16 protein-coding genes and 1 tRNA gene are annotated in these 18,250 nt (G+C 69.9%); 10 read left to right on the plus strand and 7 right to left on the minus strand.

The window, feature by feature from the left end; translation table 11 throughout:
- Positions 1–2 precede the first annotated feature (2 nt).
- The 5 genes from WYO_RS09405 to WYO_RS09425 form a co-directional block, all read right to left on the minus strand.
- Complete coding sequence (locus WYO_RS09405; protein WP_007561617.1) at positions 3–1,595, minus strand: ABC transporter substrate-binding protein; 1,593 nt, start codon at positions 1,593–1,595, stop codon at positions 3–5.
- 181 nt (positions 1,596–1,776) lie between these two features.
- Positions 1,777–2,070, minus strand: a complete 294-nt coding sequence (locus tag WYO_RS09410; protein WP_039902563.1) for a DUF2218 domain-containing protein — start codon at positions 2,068–2,070, stop codon at positions 1,777–1,779.
- Positions 2,071–2,457: 387 nt separating this feature from the next.
- Positions 2,458–3,312: a Brp/Blh family beta-carotene 15,15'-dioxygenase gene (locus tag WYO_RS09415; protein ID WP_007561622.1), complete on the minus strand. Its 855-nt coding sequence runs from the start codon at positions 3,310–3,312 to the stop codon at positions 2,458–2,460.
- A 104-nt stretch (positions 3,313–3,416) separates the two neighbouring features.
- Positions 3,417–4,166, minus strand: coding sequence for a bacteriorhodopsin (locus tag WYO_RS09420; RefSeq protein WP_007561624.1), 750 nt, complete (start codon positions 4,164–4,166; stop codon positions 3,417–3,419).
- A 681-nt stretch (positions 4,167–4,847) separates the two neighbouring features.
- Complete coding sequence (locus tag WYO_RS09425; protein WP_007561625.1) at positions 4,848–6,272, minus strand: FAD-binding oxidoreductase; 1,425 nt, start codon at positions 6,270–6,272, stop codon at positions 4,848–4,850.
- A 137-nt stretch (positions 6,273–6,409) separates the two neighbouring features.
- Between WYO_RS09425 and WYO_RS09430 the strand changes: the two genes are divergently transcribed.
- From WYO_RS09430 to WYO_RS09460, 6 genes are all read left to right on the plus strand, one after another.
- Positions 6,410–7,105, plus strand: coding sequence for a fumarylacetoacetate hydrolase family protein (locus tag WYO_RS09430; RefSeq protein WP_007561626.1), 696 nt, complete (start codon positions 6,410–6,412; stop codon positions 7,103–7,105).
- A gap of 10 nt (positions 7,106–7,115) precedes the next feature.
- Entirely contained in the window at positions 7,116–7,580 is a 465-nt protein-coding gene (locus tag WYO_RS09435; RefSeq protein WP_007561627.1) for an NUDIX domain-containing protein, read from the plus strand.
- A gap of 108 nt (positions 7,581–7,688) precedes the next feature.
- A tRNA-Gly gene (locus WYO_RS09440) sits at positions 7,689–7,763 on the plus strand.
- A 650-nt stretch (positions 7,764–8,413) separates the two neighbouring features.
- Positions 8,414–8,656, plus strand: a complete 243-nt coding sequence (locus WYO_RS09450; RefSeq protein ID WP_007561629.1) for a hypothetical protein — start codon at positions 8,414–8,416, stop codon at positions 8,654–8,656.
- Between the two features lie 29 nt (positions 8,657–8,685).
- Positions 8,686–8,901 (plus strand): hypothetical protein, encoded by a 216-nt coding sequence (locus WYO_RS09455; RefSeq protein ID WP_007561630.1) that lies wholly within the window; start codon positions 8,686–8,688, stop codon positions 8,899–8,901.
- Between the two features lie 84 nt (positions 8,902–8,985).
- On the plus strand, positions 8,986–10,266 hold the full coding sequence (locus WYO_RS09460; protein ID WP_007561631.1) for an O-acetylhomoserine aminocarboxypropyltransferase: 1,281 nt from the start codon (positions 8,986–8,988) through the stop codon (positions 10,264–10,266).
- Between the two features lie 92 nt (positions 10,267–10,358).
- Here the strand turns inward: WYO_RS09460 and WYO_RS09465 are convergent, their stop codons facing one another.
- Positions 10,359–12,146, minus strand: a complete 1,788-nt coding sequence (locus tag WYO_RS09465) for an acyl-CoA dehydrogenase C-terminal domain-containing protein (RefSeq protein ID WP_007561632.1) — start codon at positions 12,144–12,146, stop codon at positions 10,359–10,361.
- Between the two features lie 292 nt (positions 12,147–12,438).
- Here WYO_RS09465 and WYO_RS09470 point away from each other — a divergent pair, with 292 nt between their 5' ends.
- Together WYO_RS09470 and WYO_RS09475 are read left to right on the plus strand one after the other, a co-directional pair.
- The gene (locus WYO_RS09470) at positions 12,439–15,636 is read left to right on the plus strand and encodes a tetratricopeptide repeat protein (protein WP_007561634.1); all 3,198 of its coding nucleotides are present in this window, start codon (positions 12,439–12,441) and stop codon (positions 15,634–15,636) included.
- Positions 15,637–15,826: 190 nt separating this feature from the next.
- On the plus strand, positions 15,827–16,264 hold the full coding sequence (locus tag WYO_RS09475; RefSeq protein ID WP_007561642.1) for a DUF3429 domain-containing protein: 438 nt from the start codon (positions 15,827–15,829) through the stop codon (positions 16,262–16,264).
- Positions 16,265–16,336: 72 nt separating this feature from the next.
- Here the strand turns inward: WYO_RS09475 and WYO_RS09480 are convergent, their stop codons facing one another.
- On the minus strand, positions 16,337–16,567 hold the full coding sequence (locus WYO_RS09480) for a hypothetical protein (protein WP_007561650.1): 231 nt from the start codon (positions 16,565–16,567) through the stop codon (positions 16,337–16,339).
- Between the two features lie 203 nt (positions 16,568–16,770).
- On the opposite strand from WYO_RS09480, the gene WYO_RS09485 reads away from it, so the two are divergent.
- Together WYO_RS09485 and WYO_RS09490 are read left to right on the plus strand one after the other, a co-directional pair.
- Positions 16,771–17,460, plus strand: coding sequence for an autoinducer binding domain-containing protein (locus tag WYO_RS09485; RefSeq protein WP_230366886.1), 690 nt, complete (start codon positions 16,771–16,773; stop codon positions 17,458–17,460).
- A 153-nt stretch (positions 17,461–17,613) separates the two neighbouring features.
- Positions 17,614–18,237 (plus strand): acyl-homoserine-lactone synthase, encoded by a 624-nt coding sequence (locus WYO_RS09490; protein WP_007561654.1) that lies wholly within the window; start codon positions 17,614–17,616, stop codon positions 18,235–18,237.
- Positions 18,238–18,250: the final 13 nt, after the last annotated feature.

Genomic DNA, 18,250 nt, shown 5'->3' on the forward strand with positions numbered 1-18,250 from the left:
CGTCACGCCGATCGGCGCAGGTTCCAGAACAGCGGCAGGCCGGTGAGCACGCCCTCCAGGTCGCGCCGGTAGGCGGTGGGCTGGAAGTATTGGCAGCAGGGGATGTAGGCGCCGACCTCGAGCGCCCGGGACTGGATCTTGGCCGCCAGCGCCTTCTGCCCGTCGAGGTCCGGGGCCGCGAACCAGGCTCCGCGCAGCTCCTCCAGCGGCGCGTCGGTGAGCCAGCTCGGGACGCCGGCGCGGCCGTTGCCGCGGGCCGCGAGGTGATAGGCCGGCGAGATCATGTCGAGGCCGCCGGAGAAGATGCCGAACATCGACCAGCCGCCCTGGTCGAGCGGCTTCGCGTTGAGGATCCGCTGGTTCACCGTGCCCCAATCGGTGGCGACCACGTCGAGATTCATGCCGAGCTTGCGGCAGAGATCGGCCATCACCTCGCAGACCGCGTTGATCCGCGGCACGTCGGTGCCGGCGAGCAGCACGACCTTCTCGCCGTTGTAGCCGGCGGCCGCGAGGGCCTTCTTGGCGGCGGCGAGGTCGCGTTTGCCGGAGAGTACCTCCATCCCCGCGTCGGAGGCCATCGGGCCGCCGGCGGTGAAGATGCCGACCGGGCCGCGCCGGATCGCGGGATCGCTGCCGGCCACCGCATCCATCATCTCGGTCTGGTCCACGGCCGACAGCAGCGCGCGACAGATCTTCGGGTTGTCGAAGGGCGGCAGGGTGTGGTTGAGCCGGATCTGGCCGATCAGCCCGGTCGTTTCGACGAGCTCGACGCGCACGTCCCGCTGGCGCAGCAGGTCGGGCACGAGATCCACCAGGGGCTGCTCCCACCAGTCGATCTCGCCGGAGCGCAAGGCCCCCGCGGCGGTGGCGCCGTCGGGAATCGTGCGCCACTCGACCCGGTCGAAATGAGCGATCCGCGGCCCGGCGGTGAAGCTCGGCATGCCGTCCTGGCGCGGCCGGTAATCCTCGAACTTGCGGTAGACGTTGAGCGAGCCGGGCACGCGCTCGGCCGCGACGTAGCGATAGGGCCCGCTGCCGATCATTTCCGGCACGGCCTGGGTCGCGGGCGTCGCGCTCAGCCGCTCGGGCATGATCACCGGCAGATAGGAGGTCGGCTTCGCCAGGGCGTCCGGCAGCAGCGGGAACAGCCGCTTCAGGCGGAACTGCACCAGGGTGTCGGACGGCGCGGACAGCTCGTCGACCGTCGCGAACAGGGCGCCGCCGAAGGCATCGCGCTGGGACCAGCGCTTGAGGCTCGCGACCACGTCGCGAGCCAGCACCGGCGTGCCGTCATGGAAGCGCAAGCCGTCGCGCAGGGTGAGGCGCCAGGTCAGCCCGTCCGGCGACACGTCGTGGCCCGCCACCATCTGGGGCTGGGCGCGGTAGGACGCGTCGAGGCTGTAGAGGGTGTCGAACACCATCAGCGCATGCGTGCGCGTGACGTAGTTGGTGGTGATGATCGGATCGAGGAGCGCCAGGTCGGCGTAGGGCACGAAGCGCAGCGTGGTGGCCGAGGCGGCCCGGACCAGGGCGGGGCGTGCCACCGCGCCGGCGATCAGGGCGCCGGCGCCTTGCAGCAGGGTGCGTCGCTTCATGCTGTCATCCGCTCATATCCTGGGGTTGCCGACGCTGACGCGCCCGGCCCGCCCCGGTTGCAAAGCCTACGCCAGCAACCGGCCAAGACATATTCGAGGGACGAAAAAGGCCGCCCGGTCTGTTTCCGGACGCGCCCGAGCGTGACGGGTCGGCGCGCTTCAGCGCATCGCCACCGAAAAATCAGGCGGCGCGGGACCAGCGGATGTCGCCGAGGCTCTCGCGGAAGGCGAAGCGGGCAAGGTGGTCGGCGACCACGTTCTCGAGGCGGGTGAGGTTGACCGGGTCGGCGCTGTCGATGCGCATCACCAGGGCGTCGGGCTCCGCGTCGAAGGTGCAGACGCGGTCCTCGCCGAACGGCACAGTGCCGTGCTCGGGGGTCGCCTCGACCTTGAACTTGTGGCTCCAGTGCCGGCAGAGCTGCTGCAGGTAGCGGCTCGCCTCGGCGGTCTGCACACGGGCCTGGGAGGTAGGCATTCCGTCGGTCTCCAGAGAAATCAAATGCTGTCTGTCGGTGGACGTCTGGTCATTGATCTCGCACATGCGAAATGAATGAACCCTGAGCAAGGACCATGCCTGGGCGGGCGCGGGCGTCCCCGGCGTCTGAATTGAGGGTCGGCCCGAAGCGTTAGCAGGCGCTTAATGCCCGGTCCGGCGGCGGCACACCGTGCCGTCGCAGCAACTCCTGCACCCGCCGCCGTGCCGAATTATGGCGCGCCGCACAAATTCTCTCCCGGGCCGCGACGCCGATCCTCGACCTGCGAACTCTGAGGATAAGTCGGGTCTCAGACGGAATGGCGGTTCGCGCAGTCAGGTTGCGCAATACGTTGCAGCCTCGGCCGCCGCGACGGCTGAAGGGTGCTGTCATCGGCCCGGAGACGACGGCGCCCGCTGCCCGGCCGCGATGCGGTCGAGGATGACGTGGGGTACGGTCAGCGCGGAGAGCATCTGCAGGGTCAGGGTCAGCAGATTGGCCACATGATCGTGGGCACCCGGCGCGTAGAGCGGCCAAAGCCCCGCACCGATCAGAAGGGTCAGCGCGAAGACCGGCAGCGCGGCGAGACATGCGCGCCGCATCGTATCGATGCCGGGTGCGTTGGTCGGGTCGCGCACCAGCGCGCGCATGTGCCGTGGGCCGTGCAGGCCGACGAAATACAGGGTGAAGGCCGTCAGGGGCGGCAGCACCCAGAAGGCGACGGCCAGAAGGATCATCTCAGTCAGGACGGCGCCGCGCGGACGGTGCGTGAGGAGCCAGAACGCCGTGAGGGCGAGCCAGAGCCACGCCGACGCGGTCCACCAAGCCGGCAGCTGAGGCATCGACACACGGGCGACACAGGCGAAGATGTCGGCCGTCTCTCCGGGCCGAAGCAGGGCCGGCAGGGCGACCGGGAGTCCCCCGCGCACGATCGCCTCGAAGGGCCGGCCGGGGCCCGCATCCTCCTCACCGAAATGCAGGACCGAGAGGGCCAAGAAACCCGCCAGGGTCGCCAGAGGTGCACCCTGCCAGGCCAGGAGCACCAGCGCCGAGAGCCCGAGATACGGGACGGCGAAGATCCCGAACCACGCCCGACCGTAGCGCGGGCGCAGCAGGGGCGCCGCGATGGCGCCGTCGAGGGCCCCGTGGGGAACCCCGAGGAGGATGACGACCGTCAGCGCCACGAGCCAGGCGATGTCGCGGGGCAGGAGCGCCGAGGCCGTGAGCCCGAGGACGAGCAGCACGACGGGGACTCGTCGGAGCACAGCCCCCGGCGCTTGGACGCGTCGGCGGCTCGCCCGGACAGCTTCCCGTTCGGAAAGGATGGACGACGCGGCCGCCATCCGCGTCAGGCCGCCCGGCGCAGCGGCGCCGCGGGGCGTCCCTCCGCGAGATCGCGATCGACGGCGCGGGTCGTCTCCATCGTGGCGAGGATGCCGTAGACGACCTTGGCCGTGAGATCGAGGATCGCGATCACCGCCAGGGCGAGGGTCGGCGACAGGAAGCCCAGGCCGTCCTGGCCGACCAGCAGAACCACGGGGTAGGCGCACCAGACAGCGGTGAGGAACACCGCGTTGCGCCGGAAGGCGGTGCGCACGTCGGCGCGCTCGCCGGCATTCTCCTCACGCAGCTGCACGAAGATCCCGTAGAACACGGCTCCGAACGCGCCGCAGGAGATGGCGAACCAGGTCCACTTCACCGCGGCGACATCGGACAGGCCGAAGGCCAGGGCCGTCACGATCATGATCAGGTCGGAGCCGATCAGCCCCCAGACGACGGCCGGGCGGCGCATCCCGGAATGCATCGCCGTACGCGCGAGCCCGACGAGGAGCAGCGGCGTCGTGAATGTCCAGTCGATGTAACGGGCGAAGTAGAATTGGCGTGCCGCCTCGGCCGCGTCGGGGCCGGCGGGGAGCACGATGCTGCCCTGGCCGGTCGCCATCGCGAAATAGGAGCAAGCCGCGATGATCGGCACGATTCCGTGAATGATCCCGTCGGCTTCCTCGGCTGGCGTCCGCCGCTTTGCCAGGAACAGGATGACGGCGGCACCGGCCGCCATTCCCACAAAGCCCAACCAGAGCCAGAACTGAGGCGTCATCAAAATCTCGTTTGCACAGGGATGGACGTCACGCCGTGGGACGTGCGACCCCCTGCCCAATCGGCCTTGATGAGGATCGTTGCGTAGGGCCGCGGTCACAGTCGAGTGAGATGCCACGCCTAGCGGCGTGTCCGGCGCGGTTCGGAAACGCTCCCGCTCGGGTGCGGAACAGGCGACAGGCCGGCGATTGCACGATCGCCGTGCAGGGCTCCGCGCGAGGATACTTTTTAGTTCGATCAGCCATTTGACCCCGCGCGGCGCCGGCCTTGTGACACAGGCACGTCGTCTGCCGTGATGACGGACGAGCGGACGGTGTGGCAGGACGAAGGGTCGCGGAGGCATCCGTCGCTTTGGATGGCGGATGGTCGCGGGCCGATCGGCCGTTTGGGAATCTGCGGCGCCGCCGGCGAGCCCGACATCGAGCGTTGCCAAGTCCGAGCCTATATTGTGCGGCTTCGGGCGATGGAGCTGTGTCCTGAATGGTCTCCGCCGGGATCTTCCGTCGGCGGGCAGGCGGAACGATCCTGTGTCCACCCGTTCGGATCGAATGGTCAGACGCGCTTCGCCCCAGGACGGCCGAGGTCGCTTCCCGGATCTAGGGCGACGCGGCCGAACTCGGTCTGCGCCTCCGATCCCGGCAACAGAGTTCGGCCGTCAGGCTCGGTGAAGCAGCTGAGCAGCTCAGCTCGGGATAACCTTGCCGGGATTCATCAGATCCGCGGGGTCGAGGGCCGCCTTGACCCGACGCATCAGGTCGAGCCCGACCGGGTCGCCGTAATGCGCGAGCTCGTCGCGCTTGATCAGCCCGACGCCGTGCTCGGCCGCGATCGAGCCGCCGAGTTCGTGCACGATGTCGTGGACGATCCGGTTGAACCGTCCCCATTCCGACAGGAAGGCCGCCCGGTCCATCGCGGCGGGCTGGGTCAGGTTGAAGTGGATGTTGCCGTCGCCGAAATGGCCGAAGCCGCAGGGCCGCAGGCCCGGCATCGCCGCGGTGCAGGCCGCACTTGCCTGCTCCAGGAAGTCCGGCAGCTTCGAGAGCGGCACCGACACGTCGTGCTTGATCGAGGCGCCCTCGCGGGTCTGGGCTTCGGGCACGCCCTCGCGCAGGCTCCAGAGCGCGGCGTTCTGGGCGCCGCTCGCCGCGATGGTCGCGTCGGCGATCAGGCCGGCTTCCAGCGCGTCGCCGAGGGCGGCTTCCAGCTCAGCGCGGGTATCGGCATCGGGCCGCGCCGACGAGACCTCGATGAGCGCGTAGGCGCCATGCTCCCCGGTGAGCGGCCGGACCGTGCCGGGGACGTGGCGCAGCACGATATCCAGCGCGAAGGGCGGCAGGTACTCGAAAGCCGTGAGATCCCGGTCCATCCGGGTCCGCAGGGCCACGAACAGGTCGAGGGCGGCGCGCGCCGAATCCAGCCCCACGAAGGCGACGCTGGTGGAGCGCGGCCGCGGGAACAGCTTCAGCACCGCCGCGGTGACGATGCCCAGTGTCCCCTCGGAGCCGATGAACAGCTGCTTGAGGTCGTAGCCGGCATTGTCCTTCCGGAGCGCCCTCAGCCCGTTCCACACCCGGCCGTCGGCCAGCACGACTTCCAGCCCGAGGACGAGATCCCGGGCATTGCCGTAGGCCAGCACCGCGATGCCGCCGGCATTGGTGGCGATGCCGCCGCCGATCCGGGCCGAGCCCCGCGACGCGTAGGAGAGCGGGAACAGCAGGCCGGCCCGCTCGGCCGCATCCTGCACCTCCGAGAGGATCATCCCGGCCTCGACCGTGATCGTGGAATCCACCGGATCGACCGCGCGCAGCCGGTTCATCCGCTCCAGAGACAGGACCACGCCGCCCTGCGGGATGCCGCCTCCGGTCAGCCCGGTATTGCCGCCGAGCGGCACCACCGCGATGCCGGCCTGCGTGCAGGCCCTGACCGCGAACGCCACCTCCTCGGTGCTGCCCGGCCGCAGCACCGCCAGCGCCGAGCCGGTGAACAGCTTGCGGCTCTCGACGAGATAGGGGGCGAGATCCACGGATTCGGTCAGCACATGGCGCGCGCCAAGCCCGTCGCGCAACGCGCTGAGCAGCGTATCGTGGGTGGGGGCTGGCGGCGTCATCGGCGAAATTTTGTAGACCAGGCCGGGCGGGTTGCAAGCGTCGGGATGGCGCGGGCCCCTGCACGCCTTACAACGCTCCTGTGCCCCCGGGCGGCCACGCGCCCGGATCCCCGCACGCCCCAGAGCCCGAGGCCGCGATGCTGTCCGTCATCCAGAACCCGCCCCGCATCGCCCTGCCGATCGCCGGCAGCGGCGACCTGTTCCCGGTGCGCCGGGTCTACTGCGTCGGACGCAACTACGCCGCCCATGCCCGCGAGATGGGCGCCGATCCCGATCGCGAGCCGCCGTTCTTCTTCATGAAGCCGGCTGACGCCCTGCAGATCGTCGGGCCCGAGCCGGCGCCGCACATCTACCCGCCGCAGACGCGGAACTACCATTTCGAGGTCGAGCTGGTGGCGGCTCTGGCGGGCGGCGGCAGCGACATCCCGGTGGCGGACGCCCTCGACCACGTCTACGGCTACGCGATCGGCCTCGACATGACCCGGCGCGACTTGCAGGACGAGGCCAAGAAGCTGTCGCGGCCCTGGGACCTCGGCAAGGCCGCCGACCATTCAGGCCCGATCGGCGCGCTTTTCCCCGCCTCGGCGATCGGCCATCCGGCCAGGGGGGCGATCACCCTCGCGGTGAACGGCGAAATCCGCCAGACGGGCGACCTCGCGGACATGATCTGGTCGGTGGCCGAGCAGGTCGCCTACCTGTCGCGCTACTTCACCCTGCAACCCGGCGACCTGATCTTCACCGGCACGCCGTCGGGTGTCGGCCCGGTCCAGCGCGGCGAGCGCATGGTCGCGGCGATCGCCGGCCTGGGTGAGATCACCCTCGACGTCGTCTGACGCGCCGAGGATGCTCCTCGACCGCCCGTTCCTGCGGCGCCTGTTCCACCTCGGGTCGCTCGCGTCCCGGGGGATGACCCTGGGCGTGCGCGGTGTCGCCCTCGACGGCCAGGGCCGCGTCGCCCTGGTCCGCCACACCTACATCAGCGGCTGGCATCTGCCCGGCGGCGGCGTCGAGCGCGGCGAGACCGCAATCGGCGCGATGGAGCGCGAGTTCCGCGAGGAGGCCGAGATCGTCCCGGAGGCGCCCCTGCGCCTGCACGGGCTTTACCGCAACGCCGCCGCCGCACCCCGGGACCACGTCGCGGTGTTCGTGCTGCCGGCCTTCGCGGTGCTGCGACCCAAGACGCCCGATCGCGAGATCGCCGCCTGCGCCTTCTTTCCCGCCGACGCCCTGCCGGAGGGCACCACCCGGGCGACCCGCGCCCGCCTGCGCGAGATCCGGGAGGGCCTCCCGCCGAACCCGATCTGGTGAATCGTCACGAACCTGAAAAAGGGCGCTTGCGTCGCCCGGCGGAATGGTGTTTAGAGAGCGCCGCCGGGGGCCGCCGGCACGCAAGTCCAGGCGGCCAGGCACTAGTGAGCGGGTGTAGCTCAGGGGTAGAGCACAACCTTGCCAAGGTTGGGGTCGAGGGTTCGAATCCCTTCGCCCGCTCCAGTTTTCCTTCCCAACCAGGATCTCGCAAAACGCCCGTACGGGCGTTTTTGCTTATGAGACCGATTGCGTCGTCGTCGTGCGACTTGCGGAGATCTTCGCGAGGCAGTTTTTCGGCGGCCGCAGGATCCGCGCGTGAGATGAACGCAATCCGCCGAAGCGACGCCGGATCCAGCGTTGCTTCGGCGACGGGTCCCGGCTCAGCCGCGCACGCCGTCCGCGAAATGCTCGCGGATCCAGCACTCCCCCGAGATTCGGGCGCCGTTCTGCGTCACGAACGCGTATGGTGAATGCTCGACGACCGCGCCTCCGCCGGCCCGGATGATCCAGCGGAAGCACCGCGGATCGCTCGCGCAGGGAATGACTTCGACGCTGTGGGCGGGTATCAGATCACTCGACATGGTGGATTAACGTGTCACGCCGGAAATCCGCTCCAACCGACGTGGCGGCGCAGTTACTTAAGTGTGCAATCGCACGCTCGTAGGAGTTGCATCGGCGGGCCGGTTCTTGCGGAGATCCGTTTGCCGTGACCGCCCGATGTGAGGACGGCGCGGCAAGGGCCGCCCACAAAGTCCCGCGTCCCCGCACGGATCTCCGCGGCCGCGCACCGGCTTGATGACCATTCCCCACCCGCCCGCGACAGAGGACCCGGCATGCCGATCAACGCGCTCAACGACCGCAAGAAGCTGTCGAGCGATTTCAACGAGGCCAACGACGCGTTCATCGACGAGGTGCTGAAAGCCCTCCAGTCCGGGCAGATTCCGATGGATCTCGCCCGCGCCTACCTCGCGCATCCGGTCGCGATGATGCACACGGATGGCGCCCAGGCGGTCGCCAACTACTTCGACCGGATGCTGGCGCAGCGGCCGAACATCGACTGGACGCCGGGCGACTGAACGGCTCGGGCCTCAAAGAGGGATAGCGGATGACCGTCGACGAGGTCGAAGACCTGAAACGCGCACGCGGTGCCCTGGCGCGGCAGAGGAACGCCATCGCCAAGCGCCTGGGCGGGATCGACGTCGCGCCGATCTCCATGGCCGAGGACCTGACCCGGACCTTGCTGGCGATCGAGGCCGTGGACCGCGCCCTCGTCGATGCCGGGCAGCCGCACGTCGATATCGGCGCCTCGCACGACGCGTAGCCGAATCGGGCCGGGCGCCGGTCGGAACCTTGCGCGCCGCACCGGGCCGGGCATACAGGCGGGACGGTGCGAGGAGACCAGACGATGACCGACCGCCTGCCCGGCTTCAACACCCTTGCGATCCATGCCGGCGCCGCGCCCGACGCAGCCACCGGTGCGCGGGCGACGCCGATCTATCAGACCACGAGCTTCGTGTTCGACGATGTCGACCACGCCGCCTCGCTGTTCGGGCTCCAGGCCTTCGGCAACATCTACACCCGCATCACCAACCCGACCAACGCCGTGCTGGAGGAGCGCATCGCGGCGCTGGAGGGCGGCACCGCGGCGCTCGCCGTGGCCTCGGGCCATGCCGCCGAGTTCCTGACCATGCACGCGCTGATGCAGCCGGGGGACGAGTTCGTCGCCTCGAACAAGCTGTATGGCGGCTCGATCAACCAGTTCAACCACTCGTACAAGAACTTCGGCTGGTCGGTGGCCTGGGCCGACAACGACGATCCGGCCTCGTTCGAGGCGGCGATCACGCCGCGGACCAAGGCGATCTTCTGCGAGTCCATCGCCAATCCGGGCGGGGTCATCACCGATATCGCGGCGCTGTCCCAGGTCGCCAAGAAGCACAACATCCCGCTGGTCGTCGACAACACCATGGCGACGCCGTACCTGATCCGGCCGTTCGAGCATGGGGCCGACATCGTCGTGCACTCGGCCACCAAGTTCCTGGGAGGGCACGGCAATTCGATCGGCGGCCTGATCGTCGACGGCGGCTCGTTCCAGTGGGCCGGCGATGCCCGCTACCCGATGATGAGCCAGCCGCGGCCGGAATATTCCGGCATGGTGCTCGCGGAGACCTTCGGCAATTTTGGCTTCGCTATCGCGTGCCGCGTGCTCGGCCTGCGCGATCTCGGTCCGTCGCTGTCGCCGTTCAACGCCTTCCTGATCCTCAACGGGATCGAGACCCTGCCGCTGCGGATGCAGCGCCATTCCGACAACGCCCTGGTGGTGGCCAAGCATCTGGCGCAGCACGAGGCGGTCGCCTGGGTGAGCTATCCGGGGCTGGAGACCGACCGCTACCACGCACTCGCCAAGCGCTACACGCCGAACGGTGCCGGCGCGGTCTTCACCTTCGGGTTGAAGGGCGGCTACGAGGCCGGGGTCAAGCTGGTGTCGAACCTCCAGCTCTTCTCGCACCTGGCCAATATCGGCGATACCCGCTCGCTGGTGATTCACCCGGCCTCGACCACGCACCGCCAGCTCACCGACGCGCAGAAGAGTGCCGCTGGCGCGGGCCCTGAGGTGGTGCGGCTGTCGATCGGCCTCGAGGATCCGGCCGACCTGATCGAGGATCTGGACGGCGCGCTGAGCGCCTGAGGCGCCAATACGATCGGGTCGCCTCATCCTGAGGTTCGCCCGCGGAGCGGGCGTCTCAGGATGTTGGGTCGGGGAGGGACCGCAGGTCGGGGCTAGAACGCCTCGTCCGCCAGCGCCATCGTGCTCTCCGCCCCGGCCTTGATCCGCGCGAGGCGCAGGCCGGTCTCCGGCAGCATCCGCTCCATGAAGAACCGGCCGGTGGTGAGCTTGGACTCCCAGCGGGGCGAGGCCGACTCGGCGTTGCGGACCTGGGCCGCCTTGGCGATCCGCGCCCACATGTAGCCGAGGGCGACCAGGCCGAAGAGGTGCATGAAGTCCGTGGCGCCGGCGCCGGCATTGTCGGGCTTCGAGAAGGCGTTCTGCATCAGCCACATCACGGCGCCTTGGAGATCGTTCAACCCTGCTTGGAGCGGCTGGGTGAACGGCGCCATCGCGGGATCCTCGCCGTGGTCCTTCAGGAAGGTCTGGACCTCGCCCAGGAAGGTCATCATCGCGCGGCCGCCGTCCTTGGGCAGCTTGCGCCCGATCAGGTCCATGGCCTGGATGCCGTTGGCGCCCTCGTAGATCATGGCGATGCGGGCATCGCGCACGAACTGCGACATGCCCCATTCCTCGATATAGCCGTGGCCGCCGAACAGCTGCTGCGCATCCACCGCGTTGGCGAAGCCGCGATCGGTGAGCACGCCCTTCACCACCGGGGTGAGCAGGCCGAGATGGTCGTCGGCGGTCTGGCGCTCCTTGGCATCCTCGGACCGGTGCAGGATGTCGGCTTGCAGGGCGGTCCAGAGCATCAGGGCTCGGGCGGACTCGTTGAAGGCCCGGATCTGCATCAGCGTGCGGCGGACATCCGGGTGGACCAGGATCGGGTCGGCGGCCTTGTCGGGGGCCTTGGCGCCGGTCAGCGCCCGGCCCTGGAGCCGCTCCTTCGCGTAGGCGACGGCGTTCTGGTAGGCGACCTCGGACTGGCCCAGCCCCTGGACGCCGACCGCGAGCCGCGCCTCGTTCATCATCACGAACATGGCGTTGAGGCCGCGATTCTCCTGACCGACCAGCCAGCCTGTGGCGCCGTCGTAATTCATCACGCAGGTGGCGTTGCCGTGGATGCCCATCTTGTGCTCGAGGGAGCCGCAGGACACGCCGTTGCGGGCGCCGAGCGAGCCGTCCGGGTTCACCAGGAATTTCGGCACCACGAACAGGGAGATGCCCTTCGTGCCGGCCGGGGCGCCCTCGATCCGGGCGATGACCAGGTGGACGATGTTCTCGGCGAGGTCGTGCTCACCGGCCGAGATGAAGATCTTGGTCCCGGTGAGGCTGTAGGAGCCGTCGCCGTTCGGCACCGCCTTGGTCTTCAGGAGCCCGAGATCCGTGCCGCAATGCGGCTCGGTGAGGTTCATCGTGCCGGTCCAGGCGCCCTCGACCATCTTGGGCAGGTAGAGCGCCTTCTGCTCCTCGGTGCCGTGGACGAGGAGCGCGGCCATCGCGCCCTGGGTCAGGCCCGGATACATGCCGAGCGCGAGGTTCGCCCCCGACGCGAATTCCTGCATCGCCGTGTTGATGGTGTGCGGCAGGCCCTGGCCGCCGAACGCTTCCGGGACCGCGAGACCCATCCAGCCGCCCTGCGCGTAGGCGTCGTAGGCCGCCTTGAAGCCGGTGGGCGTCCGGACGCTGCCGTCGGGCTCGCGGCGGCAGCCTTCGAGATCGCCCGCCCGGTTCACCGGGGCGAGGACTTCCTCGGCGAGCTTCGCGCCCTCGCGCAGGACCGCCTCGACCACGTCCGGGGAGGCGTCGGCGAAGCCGGCGAGGTTGTCCCGGTTATGGAAGCCCAGGACATCGTTGAGCAGGAACAGCGTGTCGTCGACCGGGGCGCGGTAGTGCGGCATGACGGGATTCCCCCTCGCTCAGGCTGATGCCACGTTCGGCCCGCCCGTTTGCGAGCATCTAAGCGCGCCGTCGCGCCGGGAGCAACGGCTCTGCCGTCGCGGCCGCGGGATGTGTCACGCCTCCGCGCGCCGGCGCTGAAGATTACTGGGTCAACCGCACCTTAACCGTGTGTTTACCAAGAAAGTTAAAGGTCCCCTCGAACGATCCGGCACCCGCGTTCCGTGGATACCGTCTCTCGGTCCCGTCCCGCGAACAGGATCAACGCCGAACGCTGCCGACGACAGGCCATCGATGACCCGCAACGCCATGCCGCAGCTCGACAGTTTCGACCCGGAGGTGCTGGACGCCGCCCGGGACGTGGCGGCGCGAGCCGGCGTTCCGCTCGAGACCTGGATCGCCTCGGTGGTGCCGCAGCAGCAGGGCCTCCAGGGTAACCGCCGGCAGCGCCGCCGGCAGAGGGCCGAGCAGGCCGCCCGCCTGGATTCCCGGCACGAGATCGACCAGCACGAGGCTGCCGCGGATCAGGACGCCCGGTTCGAGCGGCATGCCGAGACCCACCCGGACCCGGCACCGGATTCTTACAGCCAGGGCTTCGCCGCCCTGATGAGCCGCATCGACGGCCTCAACCGGACGCTCGACGAGGAGCGGCGCCTAGCCCAGGAGGCGGAGGCCCGGCGTCTGGCCGAGATCGAGGCCCGGATCGAGCGCGCCCTGAAGGCGAACCCGGTCCAGCAGGTGACCGAGCGGCTCGGCGATATCGAGCGGCGGATGTCGCAGCTCGGCGAGCAATTCGCCTCCGCGCGTCCCTCCGCCCGCCGCGGACGCCCGGACGCGGTCGAGATCCGCAACGCCGTCCAGGATATCCGCCAGCGCCAGCGCGAGCTGTCGGAAGGCGTCGGTGCGCGCGCGCTCTCGGGCGGCCCGGCCGATGGCGGCGTGGTCGCGAGCATGCGCATGGACCTCGCCCGCCGCCTGGAGGCGCGGGTCGAGGAGATGTCCGCCCCGTCGGCCGCGGTCTCCGAGCTGCAGCGCGAGACCGTCCGCCTGCGCGAGGCGATCAACCAACTGGCGACCAGCCGGGATGTCGGCGCCCTGGAGCAGGCGGTCACCACGCTGGCCCACGGCATCGAGCGGGCTCAGGTGGGCACCGATCTCGCTGCCATCGCGGCTCCGGTCGAGCAGGTCCGGGCGCAGGTCGAGCGCCTGGCCGAGGAGGTCGCCGAGAACGTCCACACCCGGGTCGCCGACGACGTCCGCCGCCTGGCCGAGCGTCTCGACAGCGTCGCCGCGTCCGGCCCGGCCGGGTCGGACGGCCATACCCTGGCCGGCCTGTTCGCCGAGCTCGAGGAGATCCGCCGCCTCATCGGGGCCCTGGCGGGTCCGGAGCGCATCCAGGGCCTGGCGAACAGCCTGCAGGCCGTGAGCGCCCAGATCGCGCAGCTGCAGCGCACCGGGACCGATGCCAGCCTGCGCCCGCTTCTGGAGGAGATCCGCAGCGACGTGCGAACCGGCGCGCCGACCGCCATCGCCGAGCAGATCCAGACGCTCGCCGACAAGGTCGATGGTTTGTACACGCGCGACCAGAGGTTCGATCGCGCCGGGGAGCCGGATTCGGCCCAGTCGAATGACATGGCCTCGATCCACGCCATGCTGCGCAGCCTCGCCGACAAGGTCGACCAGGTCGGCAGCCGCTCGGAGCACGAGGGCCTCGATGCGCTGGAGAAGCAGGTCGTCTCCCTGGCGGGGCGGCTCGATGCGCCCCGCGGCGGCGATCCGGCCCTGGCCGGGCTCGAACGGACCATGGACGACCTCCTGCAGCAGGTCGCGGCCCTGCGCGAATCGGCGCCGAGCGAGGCTGTCGTGGAGCGCGCCGCGCGCAATGCCGTCGCCCAGACCCTGAAGGGATCCACCCTCCCCAGTGCCGATCTCGGGGAGATCGGGCTCCTGCGGGCGAGCCTCGCCGACATGCAGGCGCGCCAGATCGCGTCGGACCAGCGTCTCGGCGCCACCCTGGAGGGCGTGCAATCCGCCCTCGAGCGCCTGGTCAACCGGCTGGGCCCCGCCGAAGCCGCGAACCCGCGCATGCCGTCTCTCGACGAGCGGTTGATGGCCTCGACGAGCCCGGAGATCGCCCGGGGCGCCGCGCCCGAGGCGTCGCGCCTGACCGACGATCTGCTGGAGCCGGGCAGCGGACGTCCGGGCCGTGAGCCGCGCGTGTCGCGCGAGACCGCGGTGCGCCGTCCGAACCGCGAGGCGTCCCGCCCGCGCCCGCTTCCGGAGGCCGGCGAGACCGATATCAAGACCAGCTTCATCGCGGCGGCCCGCCGCGCCGCCCAGGCCGCCCAGGCGGAACTCGCCGCGGAAGCCCCGGCCGATCGCAGGGACCTGCGCGCCGGCAAGGACGAGGTGGAAGCGGCCACGACGGGCGAGAGCCGGTTCGATCGCCTGCGCGCCGAGATCAACCGCCGCCGCCGGCCGCTGCTGCTCGGGCTCGCGGCGATCGTGCTGGCGCTCGGCGCGCTCCAGGCGATCAGCCTGCGCGCACCCGAGGAAGCGCCCCGCCCGGTCCAGACCTCGCAAGTCGCCCCGGCGCGCATCGAGCCGGCCCGGGAGCCGCGCCAGGAGGCGGTCGCCGAGGTCTCGGCGCCGAAGCCGGCCATCGCCGATCCGGTGACCACGCAGGCCCTGCCGACTCCGCCTCCCGCCGAGGCGCGTCCGGCCAATGCCAAGGCAGCCGTGCCCCAGGTCTCGGGCATGAACACGATGCAGGCGGATCTCGGCGCCCTGCCGCCCGCCCTCGCCAAGGTGAAGCAATCCGCTCTGGACGGCGACGGGACGGCGATCTGGGATCTGGCGACCCGCGAGGCGGATGGCCGCGGCATGCCGCGCGACCTCGCTATGGCGGCAAAGCTCTTCGAGAAGCTGGCGGTCGCCGGCTACGCACCCGCCCAGTACAAGCTCGCCGGCCATTACGAGAAGGGCTCGGGGGTCGTCCGCGACCTCGACAAGGCCAAGCTCTGGTACGGGCGCGCGGCCGAGCAGGGCCATGCCCGCTCGATGCATAACCTGGCGGTGCTCTACGCCGAGAACCCCGCCGCCAACGGCAAGCCGGATTTCGCCTCCGCGGCCTCGTGGTTCCGGCAGGGCGCCGAGTTCGGCGTCCGCGACAGCCAGTACAATCTGGCGGTGCTCTACGCCCGCGGCCTCGGCCTGACGCAGGATCTGGTGCAATCCTACGCGTGGTTCTCCGCCGCCGCGGCGCAGGGCGACGACGACGCCGCCAAGAAGCGCGACGACGTGGCCAACAAGCTGAGCCCCGCCGACCTCGCCAGCGCGAAGAGCCTGGCGGCGACCTTCAAGCCGCGCAAGATCGACGCGGCGGTGAACGAGCCGCCCGCACCGAAGGACGGCGTCACGGCGCCGATGTCACTGCTGGGTGCGCCGACGCCGAACCCGACGGCCTTCACCGCGCCGTCGCGCAAGTCCTAGCGTCGCGCGTTCACGAAACCCGAAGCATCGTCCCGAAGATCCGTCCGCGGCCTCCCGGGACGATGCTCTCTTTTGCCGCCCTGGTCGCAGCTTGACCGCTCAGCCCCGATGCGGGAACGCTTGGCCCGGGCGGCACCCGCCTGCGTTGAAGAAGGCGTAGCCGTTGCTCGTGTGGCGGCTCGGAGAATGGATGGCGCACCGGAACTCGGTCCCGATCAGCGCGCTCGTGCTGGGCGTGGCCGGCCTGATCCCGTTCCTGGGCTTCGCGGCGCTGGCTGTCTCGGGCACCGATGGCGGCTTGAGCAGCATCGGCCTCTCGCCACGGACGATCCTGTCGGCGTACGGGGCGGTGATCGCGTCGTTTCTGGGCGGCATTCGCTGGGGCGCGGCGGCGGCCCGCAATTCCGGCAACGGCGATTACGTGATCGCTATCGTCCCGTCCCTGGTCGCCTGGGCCGCCATGGCCGCGCCCGCGCCGTGGGATCTGCGCGTCCTGGGCGCCCTGGTTCTGGCCTGGGGCCTGATCGACCAGGACCTGCCCCGCCGCGGCCTCGTGCCCCTCTGGCTCGGCCGGTTGCGGCTCGTTCTCTCGGGCGTGGCCGGCGCCGCCCTGCTGGTCTCGGCCTGAGCTTTCGCGCGACGTCCCGGCAACGCCGATCCTCGGCTCAGCCGTTAGCCGACTTCGGTCGGGCGCACCTACTCACGAATCGGCCGCCATCTCCCGCAGCAGCTTCAGCACCGCGCCGCGGCGGGTCGGCGACTTGATGGCCCGGAACAGGGACGCCGCCTCCTCGCATTGCGCCGCGCTCGGCCCGTTCGGATCGACCGTGACCGAGTCGACGCGGAAGAAGTAGGACGGCGGCACGTCCAGCGTCTCGGCGATGCGCTCGAGCAGGTAGCGCGTGGTTGGGGGCGTTTCATCGTCGATCATTGGTTCGGTGCTCGCACCCGACCGTGTCACATATCGCGGCCGAAAAGATTTCCGCCACGGGGGGAGATTTCGCCGACAACCTATCGCCGAAGCGCCGCAGATGCCATCCTCAGGTTGTGGTGATCTGCGATTTGTCGCGCAACGTGCAAAACCCCGGGTCGAGCATGCCGCATTCGAGACATTTAGACCGGACGTTCAATATCTTGCGTGATCTTGACCGCGCCGCGACGCCGGACGAGATCGCCGGCCTGCTGGTCGGCGCCTTCAAGGGCCACGGGATTTCCTACGTCATGGCCGGCATCGTGCCGGAACCGAACCTGCCGACGCGCCGCCATGCGGGCTACGTCCTCGCCAGCACGATGCCCGAGGAATGGGCCCGGCGCTACGTGACCCGCGGCTACGCCCTGCACGACCCGACCGTTCGCCGGCTCTGCACCACCGCCTCCCCGTTCGATTGGAGTGCCGTGCAGCCCGACACCCCGGTGGCCGGTCGCGTGATGAACGAGGCCGGCGAATTCGGAATCCGGGCCGGGCTCACGATTCCGTTCGTGACGCTCGATGGCGAGCCGGGCGGTATCAGCTTCTCCGGAGCGGCAATCGAGATCGAGGCGGCCGACCGCATCGCGGTCAATCTGGTTGCGACCTACGCGGTCGGGCAGCTGCTGCTGATGAACGCACGTCCGGTGCCGGGTGAGCCGGTACGCCTGTCGCCCCGGGAACGCGAGACCCTGCAATGGGCCGCGGAGGGCAAGACCGACGCCGAGATCGGCGTGGTGATGGGCATCACCGCGTCCGGCGTCGATTACCACCTGCGCTCGGCCCGCGCGAAGCTCGACACGGTGAACAAGGCGCACACCGTTGCGCAGGCCCTGCGGGCCGGACTCATAACGTAGAGTTCGCGCCGCTCCGCCGGCCCAACCGCGATCCGCGATGGAAATTCACGGTTGCATCGAGCCTGCGCGCTACACGCAACCCTACGGTTTCACGTAGTACACACGCGACCACGAAGGCGGGACACTCACGGCATAGAGACGTGAGGTTGTTTCATGATCCATGTGGTCACCCCAGCCAACGCGCATCGCTACGGCGACGCGATGGAGCAGGCTTGGCGCCTGCGGCACCAGATCTTCGTCGAGGAAAAGGGCTGGACCGATCTCGCCCGGCCGGACGGGCGGGAGATCGACCAGTTCGACACGCCGCACGCGGTGCATTTCCTTGCCATGGAGGGCGACACCGTCATCGGCTACAGCCGCCTCCTGCCGACGACGCGGCCGCATCTCCTGTCCGATGTCTATCCGCAGCTCTGCGAAGGCGAGCGCCCCGTGGGGCCGCATCTCTGGGAATGGACCCGCCAAGGCGTCGCCCGCTCGCATCGCGCCCGCGGTCGGGTGGTCAACCCGGTCTCGATCGCGCTGCTCACCGGCATCGTCGAGTGGGGCAGGGAGCACGGCCTCACGGCGCTGCTGTTGCAGATGCCGACCCTGTACATGATCCACGTCATCCAGCTGCATTTCCGCGCCCAGCCGCTCGGCCTGCCGATCCAGATCGGCGGCGAGGAGATCATGGCGGCCACCGCCGCCTTCGACGACCGCACCCTGGCGCGGCTGCGCACGGTCCACGGCGATAGCCGGTCCGTCCTCGTATCCGAGCCGGCTTACCTGGCCGCGTGATGAGAAACCCCGA

The organism is Methylobacterium sp. GXF4 (assembly GCF_000272495.1).
Lineage (GTDB): Bacteria > Pseudomonadota > Alphaproteobacteria > Rhizobiales > Beijerinckiaceae > Methylobacterium > Methylobacterium brachiatum.